This window comes from Metabacillus sp. RB-C-LZQ-3-1 (assembly GCF_058315175.1).
On sequence record NZ_JBZFLI010000003.1, the window covers coordinates 109926 to 123290 of the forward strand.

General features: G+C 39.5%; 3 protein-coding genes. All 3 read left to right on the forward strand.

Annotated elements, in window-relative coordinates; translation table 11 throughout:
* Nucleotides 1-3 precede the first annotated feature (3 nt).
* The 3 genes from AC4GZ8_RS06085 (at nucleotide 4) to AC4GZ8_RS06095 (ending at nucleotide 13359) form a co-directional block, all read left to right on the forward strand.
* Nucleotides 4-11739 (forward strand): SDR family NAD(P)-dependent oxidoreductase, encoded by an 11736-nt coding sequence (locus tag AC4GZ8_RS06085; RefSeq protein WP_491080929.1) that lies wholly within the window; start codon nucleotides 4-6, stop codon nucleotides 11737-11739.
* Between the two features lie 70 nt (nucleotides 11740-11809).
* A complete protein-coding gene (locus AC4GZ8_RS06090) occupies nucleotides 11810-12664 on the forward strand; it encodes an ABC transporter ATP-binding protein (RefSeq protein ID WP_491080930.1) in 855 nt (284 codons plus the stop codon).
* 98 nt (nucleotides 12665-12762) lie between these two features.
* A complete protein-coding gene (locus AC4GZ8_RS06095; RefSeq protein WP_216413366.1) occupies nucleotides 12763-13359 on the forward strand; it encodes a TetR/AcrR family transcriptional regulator in 597 nt (198 codons plus the stop codon).
* The last annotated feature ends 6 nt before the right edge of the window (nucleotides 13360-13365 follow it).

A 13365-nucleotide genomic window follows, 5' to 3' on the forward strand; every position in this document is an offset into this window, starting at 1 on the left:
ATTTTGAAAATTAATCCGAACGATTTAACGGCCATTCTTGGAATGATTGAGAGGGGAGAGATCTCCCCTCAGGATGGTTACCAACTAATTGGTAAGCTTGAGCAAAATCAGCAACAGGGAGAAGGGTTTCAATCGGTTGTCTTAACAAGACCAGGTCACACCAAGGATATTGCACTTCATCCACTTTCTCCTTCAGAACCCGAAGAAGGAGAAGTACAAATATTAGTTAAAGCATTCTCTTTAAACTTTGGTGACCTCCTGTGTGTAAAAGGCTTGTATCCAACCATGCCGGCTTATCCATTTACTCCAGGCTTTGAAGTTTCCGGTGTTGTTATGAAAACAGGTGCTAATGTTTCACATGTAAATCCCGGTGATGAAGTTATTGGCTTGATGGGAGATTCCATGGGGGGACAAAGCAGTGTCGTGACAATTCCTGAACAACTTGTGGTGAAAAAACCAGCCAATGTTTCTCACGAAGAGGCATGTGCTTTTCCAATTGTGTTCACCACAATGTATCACGTTTTTGAAACAGCTAAAGTTCAAAAAGGTGATAAGCTGCTGATTCAGACAGCTGCAGGTGGTGTAGGGCTTATTGCTGTTCAATTGGCGCAGTTAATTGGTGCTGAATGCTATGCAACGGCAGGATCTCAAGAGAAGCTTGACTATTTGAAAAATATGGGTGTCAAACATCTAATAAATTACCGACAAGAGGATTTCGCTGAAAAAATTCAGGAACTTACTGAGGGAAAAGGCGTCGATGTCGTGATCAATACGCTTGCTGGTGATGCTATTCAAAAAGGACTAAATAGTCTAGCACCTGGCGGACGCTATATGGAAATAGCCATGGTAGGACTGAAGTCTGCAGAGAGGTTTGACTTGTCTAATTTAGTTGATAACCAAACATTTCATAGTGTTGATCTGCGTCGTCTTGTTTCTAAACAGCCAGAGCTCATACAAAAATACCTTGGTGTTATGTCAAACGTTTTAGCAGATGGTGCTATAAAGGCGACGGTTGGGAAAGTTTTTAATATGGCTAAGATAAACGACGCATATCAATGGTTAGAAAAGCGTGAGAATATTGGCAAGGTTGTTGTTGTACCGGAAACTGGAGGATTAGCTTCGGAATTAATACCAAGCTATAAACCGGCCGAAGCTTCCGATGTAAAGACATCAAACTCTTCTTCCAAAAACTTTTTTACGAACAATAAGGAGGAGAGACCGATTTTAGCTAATGGAAATAGCCAACAAGAAAATAAAGATGATATAGCTATAATCGGTATTTCATGTCGCGTTTCAGGAGCAGCGGATGTTGATACTTTTTGGTCAAACCTTGCAAACGGTCATAGTACAATTCGCGAAGTTCCGGCTGATCGTTGGAGCTCTGAAGAATTTTATGATACCGACCCGCATAAATTGGACAAAACGAATAGTAAATGGGGTGGATTCTTAAAGGATGTCGACCAATTCGATGCTTTCTTCTTTAATATGTCAGGAAAAGAAGCAGAAATGACCGATCCGCAACAACGCATTTTCCTAGAAGAAAGTTGGTTGGCTTTAGAAGATGCCGGTTATGCTAACGACGAAATTAGTCATAAAAAATGTGCGGTCTTTGCAGGTGTAGGTAACTCTGATTATATGATGCATTTCAATAATGGGGTTGAACCTCAATCTCTTTGGGGAACAGAAAGTTCGATTCTGCCAGCTCGTATCTCTTATTTTCTTAACCTTAAAGGGCCGAGTGTCACGGTGAATACAGCTTGCTCTTCATCACTGGTGTCAATTCATCTAGGATGTCAGAGTATCCTGAATGGTGATAGTGACATGGCGCTTTCAGGTGGTGTTTTTATCTCTAATACGCCGTATTTTCATATTGCAGCCAGTAATGCGGGCATGCTTTCAAGTGATGGAAAATGCAAGACGTTTGATGATCGTGCCAACGGTTTCGTGCCTGGTGAGGGCTGCGGTGTCGTTGTGCTTAAATCATTGGAGGCTGCTAAGCGTGATGGAGATCGTATTTACGGTGTTATTAAAGGTTCAGGTATTAATCAAGACGGGAAAACGAACGGGATTACAGCACCAAGTACACTGTCACAAACTGAGCTGGAGTTAGCTGTTTATCAAAAGGCAGGCATTAATCCTGAGGATATTAGCTATGTGGAAGCACATGGTACTGGAACGAAGCTTGGCGATCCGATTGAAATTGAGGCTTTGACAAATTCTTTTAGACAATTTACCGATAAAAAGCAATTTTGTGCAATTGGATCTGTTAAAACGAATATTGGTCATACATCCGCTGCAGCCGGTGTGGCAAGTGTGATTAAAGTTTTGATGGCATTTAAACATCGACAATTACCGCCTTCTTTAAATTGTACTACCTATAATCAACATATTGATTTTCCTAATAGTCCTTTTTTCGTTAACAAAGAGTTACGCGACTGGGAACATCAAGACAATAAGCCGAGGATAGCTGCCATTAGCTCATTTGGATTTAGCGGGACTAATGCTCATATTGTTATCGAAGAACCGCCGAGTGAAGAGTCCTGGGAACAAGATCAAGTAAAAGAAATGAAAGCAGGGTATTTTATTCCCATTTCTGCAAAAACAGAGAAATCACTAAAGCAGCGTGTGGAGGATCTTTTACAGTGGTGCCAAAACAAGACTGAACAAGGTGAGAATATTAACCTGACAGATCTCAGCTATACATTGTGCCAAAGACGAGGGCATTTCCCACTTAGAACAGCATGGATAGTTCGCGATTTGAATGAACTTCAAACCAAACTGCAAAACTTTGATTTACAAGAAGAAGCGGTTAAATCAAAACTATCAATTCACCGTGAACAAAATAGGCAAAAAAAGTTAATAACGGAAATGAAGAATATAACCGGCACAGAATATGTTGAGCATCTTGAGAAACTAAAAGAGTTTTATAAGCAAGGTGATGTTATTGAATGGAAAGCCTTGTTCAATGGGGTTCATCATAAGTTAATCTCATTGCCAGCTTATCCATTTGACCGGGAACGCTACTGGCATCAAGATCATGAAATAAAGTTGGAAAGTGCAAAAGCATATTTGCATCCACTGATTGAAGTCAATACTTCAAGTTTAAAGGAGCAGCGATACAGTACGCACTTCACTGGAGAAGAATTTTATTTGAGAGATCATCAGGTAGCAGGTTCTCATATTTTACCTGCAACCGCCTATATTGAACTAGCCCGTGCCGCTGGTGAGCTTTCAAGTGAAGGCAGTGTTGTAAAACTTAATAATTTGACTTGGATCAACCCATTCATTTTATCCGAAGAAGAATCAGCAAATCACCTACACATCAGCTTATATCCGGAGCAAGATCGTGTTATTGGCTTTGACATTTTTAGTGGTGATAATCAAAAAGAAAGCATCCTTCATGCTGAAGGGATGCTCTCACTAGAAAAACAGTCTGCTGAACGAGAGATTATGGATATGGAAGAATTTCTTTCACCTGTTGAGATTAAATCACGCTGTAAATCGATACCGAATAGCGGATCATTATATGAATGGTTTTCCAAACACGATCTCGTCTATGGAAAGAGCTTTCAGACGATCGACGAACTATATATTGGTAATCGAGAAGCACTTGCACTGTTGAAACTTCCCGAAATAGTGTCTTACAGTCATGAAGACTTTAAGCTTCATCCGAGCATCCTTGACGGTTCTCTTCAAACAATAATTGGGACGATATATGGAAAAGGAGAACATGAGGGGGATTTGTATCTTCCTTTTGCACTAGAAAGTTTAGAGATTTTTCATCCAGTTACAAGCAGTTGCTATGCTTATGTGACACAGCCTGAAGATGATCCAACAGCATATAACATATATCTTGCGGATCAAAGCGGAAAAATACTGGTACGAATGTTACAACTAAAGGTACGGAAACATGTTGATCAATCACGAACTGAGGATACGTTGTTTTATCAACCAAGCTGGGATCTTCAACCTCTTGCCAGTGAATCTAAAGAACCGACGACTAGTTTATTAGGTGATGTGATTATTTTTGATCATCATGAACAACTATATCGTGAATGGATCCGGAGCCAGCATGAAAACTTAGGTAATTCTAGTCGTGTCGTGCTTGTACAACCAGGAGCAAGTTTCAAAGTTATAGATACCACTCGTTTCGTCCTAAACCCGGAAGATAGTGAGCAATATCAGATGCTGCTTGATACATTGATGGAGAAGGAAATTCAACCAAAATTCATTCTCTATAAATGGTCGTATCAAGAAAACCTAAGTAGTTATGAGCAGCTGGAGAATGTTTTGACTAATGGGATTTACTCATTGTTTCATTTAACCCGATCATTAATGCAAAAGCAAAAAGGTATAGAATCTATCCGGCTGATTTATAGTGATACGAATCAAGGGGAAGCACATCCTGCTAACATAGCTGTTTCTAGTTGGTTACAATCATTAGTCCATGAGAATCCCAGATTTCAATACAAATATATAGAGCTAGATAATCAGATAAATAAGCCGAGGCTTTGGATTCAAGAGTTTGCTGCACTTAATTCCCAATTAGAAGCGCCTAAACATATTGACTATGTGCGCTATCAGTCAGGCGAGCGTAGGGCGTTAGTCATGCGTCCTCATAAATTGATCAATCAAACTGAACATGAGCTAAAAGGAGTGTCGTTTAGGAAAAAAGGGACATATGTCATTACCGGCGGACTTGGAGGCGTAGGCTTAACTGTCGCTAACTACCTGGTCACGAAATTTCAAGCTAAATTAGTACTTACCGGGCGTTCTGCTATTACCATTGAACAACAATCATACTTGCATAAATGGGAAATGCTTGGGTCAGAGGTGATCTATCATCGAGCTGACATAAGTAAAAAAGAAGATGTTAATGCACTTTTGGCAGCAGCTAAAGAAAGATTTGGCAACATTCATGGAATCATCCATTCAGCGGGCGTGCTTCATGATGGACTAATCATAAATAAGTCATTAGAGTCTATGAAAAACGTTTTTGCTGCAAAGGTGTATGGTACTTGGTGGCTAGATGAAGTAACACGTGATGAGTCGTTGGACTTCTTTGTTTTATTCTCATCCTTAGCATCTATTTTCGGTAATCTAGGTCAGAGTGACTATGGCTATGCTAATGGATTTTTGGATGCGTATGTTGGTTATCGAGAGAGTCTACGTGACAAAGGACAGCGCCACGGTAGAACTGTGACATTGAATTGGCCATCGTGGCAGACTAAAGGAATGCAACTGGATCCGTTCATAGAGGAAATGATGACGGAGCAAGGGATGTACCCATTATCAAAACAAAAGGGATTAAAAGCGTTAGAGACTGCTTTACTAACAGATGAAAGTGGTCAGTGGCTGGTATTAAATGGTGACAAAAATAAGTTACAGCAGTTACTGGTTAATAATCCAACAACCGGTAATAATACCATCCCTCATGAAGTTACGATAGATAAATATAAAACAAGTGAGAATACATTATTTTACTATCAGAAGATGCAAGAATACTTGATTGGTATTCTTGCAGAAGAAACCCGGATTCCGGTTGCTAAAATTGAATGTCAAGAACCGCTCGAAATATATGGAATTGACTCGGCGATGATCGTCAACTTGACACGGGTACTTGAACGAGATTTTGGCAAGCTCTCAAAGACATTGTTCTTTGAATATCAGACGATTGAAGAATTAGCTGCTTTTTTTGCGGAACAGTACCAAAATCAGTTAACTCAATTATTTGGGTCAAACCCTGAAAAGCATACTGAATCTAAATTGCAGGTCAAAGTGACAAAAAAGGAAAGTATAAAAACGGCTGAACAAAGACGAAATAGATTTATAAGGGAATCCTTTCCGCTTCATCCTTCAACTGAAAGGCAAATAGATGATCCAGTAGCTATTATAGGTGTCAGCGGCCGTTATCCGATGGCTGATAATGTTGATGAATTTTGGGAGAATCTTAAAAGCGGTAAGGATTGTATTACGGAAATTCCAGAGGAAAGATGGGACAAAGAGAGGAGTATTAGTGAAAGTAAATGGGGGGGCTTTATCAATGATGTAGACAAGTTTGACCCGCTCTTTTTTAATATATCACCGCGAGAAGCAGAGCTAATGGATCCGCAGGAACGACTTTTCTTGCAATCAGTATGGCATACGCTTGAAGATGCAGGTTATACGCATACTGCGTTAAAGAAAAGTCGTACAGGGGTTTTTGTTGGGGTTATGTATGGCCTGTATCAAATGTATGGCACGCAAAATGTATTTAACGGTGAAGGGTATGTTCCAAGCTCTTCATATGCTTCGGTCGCTAATCGTGTTTCATACTATATGGATTGGACAGGTCCGAGTATGGCGGTAGATACGATGTGTTCTTCTTCCTTAACTGCATTACATCTAGCTTGTAAAAGTATTCAAGAAGGTGAGGTTGAGACTGCTATAGCGGGGGGAGTTAATCTATCCATTCATCCTTATAAGTATCATTTGTTAAGCCAAGGTAGTTTTACTTCATCTGACGGACGATGCCGTAGCTTCGGTGACGGCGGTGACGGATACGTTCCCGGTGAAGGAGTAGGTTCTGTGTTACTCAAACCGCTTAGTAAAGCTTTGGCTGATGGAGATCAAGTATATGGTGTGATCAGGGGAAGTGCGATCAATCATGGTGGAAAAACGAACGGCTTTACTGTTCCTGATCCGAATGCTCAAGCAAATGTGATGAAAGAAACTCTGCGAAAAGCAAACGTAGAACCTGAGCAGATTAGTTATATTGAGGCACATGGAACAGGGACCGCGCTTGGTGATCCGATTGAAATCTCCGGATTGGCAAAAGCCTATAGTACACAACATGGTAAACGACAATACTGTGCTATAGGGTCTGTTAAGTCAAATATTGGTCATGCCGAGTCTGCGGCAGGAATTGCTGCTCTTACCAAAGTCCTTTTGCAAATGAAGCATCGCAAACTTGTTCCGTCTTTACATTCGGAAACCTTAAATTCGAATATAGATTTTGCGGATACACCGTTTTATGTACAGCGTGAAATCCAGGATTGGCATCCCTCACAAGGAGCTGACACAAAATTAGATAAACCAAGACTTGCTGCAATTAGTTCTTTTGGAGCAGGGGGTTCAAATGCCCATATCATTATTGAAGACTATGAAAGAAGACCAGGAGAAGAAGTAGTGGGGCCGTATAAGCAAATCTTCATTCTATCAGCGAAGGATCAAGAAAGCCTGAAATCTTATGCTGGAAAGTTACGTGACTATATACGTGATGCCTCACCGCAGAACTTTCAGCAAATTGCCTATACGTTGCAAGTAGGGCGAGAACAAATGGCGGAAAGACTAGCGATAGTTGCGTCTGATCTTGATGAACTCGCAAGCAAACTCGATCACTTCTTAGCGGGAGATAGCCGCAGTCGCGGGATCTATAGCGGCAACCTTGAAAGAGATTCGGTTATTGATGTTTTAGGACGAGGAAAAATGGCTCAAGAATTTGTTAAAGCGATCATAGCTGATAAAGAAACTGCAGAAATTGCAAAGCTTTGGTCTGTTGGCGTGGAGATTGACTGGGATCTATTTTATCCGGCAGTCAAGCCACAACGTATCTCACTACCTGGTTATCCATTTAAACGCGAACGTTACTGGGTAGACATTCAAGAAGAACCAAAGACAGTTTCAACAAAGTCCATGCTAACAAATGAAAGGAAATCAGTGGTTGTACAAACACCTGCACCGATAACTCTTTCAGATGATGGTCTTTTAAAGAAAGTGGTCAATGATCTACACCAGACGGCAGCATATCTTATTAAGATAGAACCTGATCGTCTAGACATTCACGAAAATCTTGGGAATTTTGGTTTTGATTCTGTGACTCTAAAAGAACTGTCTCATGAACTGAGTTCTTTGTATAAAGTTGATGTCTTACCAACAGCTTTTTTTGAACAAAGTCATATTGCCGGAATAGCAGAATACATGCTCAAGGAGTTCAGGGAAGAAATACGATCTCACTATGAGTATGATCATGAAGAGGAACCTAACCAAAAAGTTGTTGTGGAAGGAGAACCAACACAATCAGAAACATCGGTTTCCCAATCACAGCTTTACACTAATAATGAGCCCATTGCCATTATAGGTATGAGCGGTATGTTTCCACAATCCAAGGATTTGGAGGAATATTGGAGCAATTTAGTGAAAGGAAAAGATATGATTTCCGAAGTACCTGAAGATCGTTGGGATTGGAAAGAGTTTGCTGATAAAGCTGGTAAGCTCTATTCTTCTTCAAGATGGGGCGGCTTCATTGAGGATGTTGATAAGTTTGACCCGAGATTTTTTAATATTTCTCCTTATGAAGCTGAAATGATGGACCCGCAACAAAGATTGGCATTACAGACTGTTTGGAAAACAATCGAAGATGCCGGATATAAGGCTTCAGATTTTTCAGGACGTAATGTAGGGTTATTTGTTGGTGCTCAGTTCCAAGATTACCTGCAATTACTGCATGATGATGGGCAATTTAATGCTCAGATGGGAACTGGGAATGAGCTTTCTATTCTAGTGAATCGAATCTCTTATTTACTCAATTTTCATGGTCCAAGTGAACCTTATAACACGGCGTGCTCTAGTTCATCAGTTGCTATACATCGTGCGGTTCAGTCCATTCGAAATGGTGAAAGTGAAGTGGCAATTGCTGGTGGTGTTAGTTTAATATTAGCTCCTTATGGAATGATTAGTGCGGGGCAAATGGGCATTTTATCTCCAGATGGGCGTTGCAAAACATTGGCTGCAGATGCTAATGGTTATGTCAAAGGGGAAGGGATCGGTATGCTTATGCTTAAGCCGTTAAGTAAGGCAATTTCCGATAACGACCATATTTATTCCGTCATTAAAGGAACCGCAGTTAATCACGGTGGTAAAGCTAACTCGTTAACGGCACCTAATTCTGAAGCACAGGCGAACTTGTTAACAGCAGCCTATGAAGAAGCAGGCTTTGATCCTGAAACGATCAATTATATTGAATTACATGGTACAGGAACAGAACTTGGTGACCCTGTAGAAATAGAAGGTATTAAAAAAGCCTTCAAGCAATTAACACGTAAGCAAGGAAAGCCATTGACCAAACAAGCTTATTGTGGGATTGGCTCTGTTAAGACAAATATTGGTCATCTAGAGCCTGCATCAGGGATTGCAGGGATCATGAAGGTCATCCTTGCGATGCAAAATAAGAAATTGCCAGGAATCTTACATCTCAACAAGGTTAATCCGTATGTCAAGCTTGAAAACACACCATTCTATATTACTGATCAAACTCGTGATTGGAAACAGATGACAGATGCTAGTGGAAATAAAATTCCTCGACGGGCTGGAGTTAGTTCATTTGGTTTCGGTGGAGTCAATGCCCATATTGTCCTAGAAGAATATGAAGAGATTTCTGCTGAAGTTGAAACAGAATCTAGCAATCAGCTATTTGTATTGTCTGCAAAAAACGAACATCAACTAAAAGAATATGTGAAACTTTTCATTCATTTTATAGATAAGCAGACATATAGAGAGAATCATTCTTTCGTATCAAAAGGCAGCCTTCAAGCTGAATTATGTGACATTATAGCTGGTATCATTAATGTTAGTTCTGAGGATCTGGATGTGTTTGAGAACTTTGAAGATTATGGTTTCGGGGCTGTACAGTGGAATCGACTGCTAACCGAATTACACGTAAAGTATGGGATAGATATTCAGTCAGTATTGAATGTACAAAATGACTATCAATCAATTAGTGAGTTGACAGAGTTTTTACTAACCCTAGAACTAGGGGGAAGTGGAAACAGCATTGCGGTTAATAAAGATCAGCAGCGGCTGTTCACACGTTTGGCCTATACACTCCACCTTGGCAGAGAGGAAATGAATACACGAATCGCCACTGTAGCAAAGAGTCTTTCAGATCTTGTAACGAAGCTGCAGGATTATGTAAAGGGAATAGAAAATATTGATGGATTCTATTTCGGGAAAGTTGTCTCTACAAGGGGATTAAATGAACAGAGCGCGGGTAATGCATCCGAAATTGACCGTCTATTGCAGGGAAAAGATTTATATGCCCTCGCTAAAAGGTGGACAGAAGGTGCACACATTAATTGGAAGACATTATATGACAATCTAACGATCCAACGTATCCCGTTGCCGACTTATCCATTTGCCAAGGAGAGTTACTGGGCACCAAAATCTAAACCAACAGCAAAAGGTGCACAGTCGGAACAATCATTAATGGCTATGACCGAGTTAGAATTAGCTGTTACTAGTAACAATACCTTAGGAGCACAATCAGACAAAGCTATTAGCCACAAGCAGATTATCCAAATCTTAAAGGAAATTCTGGCAGAAAAACTAAAGCTTGACTCTGCTGAGCTTGAAGCTGATGTGGAGCTTTCAGTATATGGTGTAGATTCGATGCTATCATCAGTTATTATGCAGGTTGTTGAAGAACGTTTTGGAGAACAAATGGATGCGAGTGTCATTGTGGAATACCCAACTATTTCTTCCTTGGCTTCCTATATCTTAGAGGAAGTAAAGCCAAGGGAAATAGATCTAACACCTTCACCGTCCAAACCAAAGGCGAGTAAATCAAAATATCCACCGGAGCTTATACCGATTAATACAAAAGGAACTAAACAGATTTCCTTTTGGTTCCACGGGGCAACTGGATATTCTACAGTCTTTCGAAACTTGTCAAAGATAATAGGACCTGATTATCCAATGTATGCTTTCCAAGCACGTGGAACAGATGGTAAGACAATGCCGCAAATGTTTGATGAGATGGTAGACCATTATTACCACTGTGTCAGAATGATCCAACCAAAAGGACCATACTTCTTTGGCGGTTATTCCTTTGGAGGCTTAGTAGCTATGGAAATTGCGCGGCGTCTCAAAGCAGAGGGTGAGGAAATACTCCACCTCGTTATGTTTGATACGTATCCACCGACAGATGAGGTTAATGACCTATTCTATGGCACATATGATTTTGACTTTTTAAAGCTATTTCTCGTCAATGCTTTTTTAAAGTCAGATGAGAATCCTGAGTTACTCATAACGAATGAAGATATTGAAAATGTCCCAAGACGCTTGCAAATTTCCTATCTAGCTAAATTAGCGAAGGAAAAAAGCGGAACAATCATTGAAACAGATGAAATTTATAATTTTATCAAAGGTGGCATGCTGGTTTCTGACTATGCGGAAGAGGCTTATGCAGCACATCGTCCAGATCCGTATGATGTATCTAATGTCACATTCTTTAAAACAACTAAAGGCTTTGTTGCCGAAGATAACCCACTTGGTTTGCCAGGAGTTAACATTTTAGATAATTATGACTACACAACTTATTGGGGAAAAATGGTCAGGAAGGAACTGGATGTTTTTACAGTAGAATGTGATCATAACAGTATCTTGGAAGAGCCGGTTTTAAGTGAGGTGGCTCCAAAAGTACTTCAGTTATTAGAAGCATATCCTTTGAAAGAAGAACCAAGGAAGAGTGTGGACACAGAATTGGGACATAACGCTGAAATCTTACTGGAAACATTCCAAAGTATGGGCGTGTTTAAACATGAAGGTGAATCATATACCATGCAAACATTGTTTGCAAAACTTGAACTCCCGCATGTTTATGCTAGTCTATTTCATTCATGGATTGACACACTTGAATTAAAAGGTTACATCCGGATTGAAAATGACAAGATCATCACAACAAATGTAATTAAAGCTGTTTAATTATCAATTCTCCTGTGGCATTTTAAAAACCATGGGAGAATTGAAGTAATCCAAAAGGGAGATATTAGCTATGATTGAAGTCGAAAATTTGGAATACACCTATCCTGGTAAAAAAAGCCCAACGATCAAAGGGGTAAATTTTGACGTTAAAAAAGGTGAGATTTTTGGGTTTCTTGGCCCATCAGGGGCTGGAAAAAGCACAATACAAAAAATTATTATTGGCATACTAAAAGGTTATCAAGGGCAAGTTCGTGTAATGGGCCAAAATATAAACGAAGTAGATGCTAATTATTATGAAAAAATAGGAGTATCTTTTGAGCTTCCGAATTTATATACTAAGTTCACTGCAATGGAAAACCTGTCATTTTTTCGTTCTCTCTATGCAGGTAAGACCAATGATCCTGTTCAACTACTTGAATCTGTCGGACTTGGAGAACAGGCAAATACAAAGGTTGCTAATTTTTCCAAAGGGATGAAGATGAGACTCAACTTCTGTCGAGCTTTTCTTAATAATGCTGACCTTATCTTTCTAGATGAACCAACCTCAGGTCTGGACCCGACAAATGCAAGACTTGTTAAAGAAATTATTTTAGAGAAGCAACAAGAAGAGAAAACGATCTTGATAACGACTCATAATATGAGTGTAGCAGAAGAAATCTGTGATCGTGTTGCTTTTATCGTTGATGGGCAAGTTGCGTTAATTGATTCACCACGGGCATTGAAGCTTCAATATGGTAAAAAACAGCTTCGTCTGGAATACCTAAAACATAACACAATTATAAAAGAGGAATTTCCTTTGGAGGGCATCGGTGAAAATAAGAGCTTTCTAGAGTTGCTTAAATCGGAGCAAATCGAAAGGATGCATACACAAGAAGCGACATTGGAAGATATTTTTATAAAGGTAACAGGGCAAAAGTTGGACTAACACATGGTTTATTTTAAAATCAATAAAAGGGAATTCTGTCTGTTTTATGAACAAAAATCCAATATAGTCATATGGATTTGAAGGAGGTTAATCAAATCGTGAAGGGATTTTCTAAAAGAGAAAGAGAAATTATCCAAAAGGGTTTATTTGAAAAAGGTAAAGAATTATTTGGTCAATTTGGTATAAAGAAAACAAGTGTTGAGGATTTAACAAAAGCTGTGGGTATCTCGAAAGGAGCATTTTATTCTTTTTATAATTCAAAAGAAGAATTGTTTTTTGCCATTCTTGAGCATTATGAATCTGAATTCCGAGAACAGTTACTTAAAGAGGCTTTTCAAGAAGGCGTAGATCCAAAGGATAGTTTAAAACGATTCCTTAAGAAAGCCATTGTAATGATGGAGGAAAACCCAATTTTAGATAAATTTCGTAAAGGTGAAATGGAGTATTTACTTCGCAAACTGCCGGAAGAAAAGCTTATGGAACATTTCGGAGATGAGGATGACTTCTTCCTGCAATTTGTTGAGGAGCAAAAACGTCGCGGCGTTTTTAAAGATTATGATTCGAAAGCCATTTCAGGGATATTTAAGATGATTTTCTTTGTGAATATGAACAAGGATGGGTTTGGTGAGGAGTCGTACGATGAAATGATTGAGTTAGTGGTAGATATGGTATCAACATATCTTGTAAATGAATAAATAAAA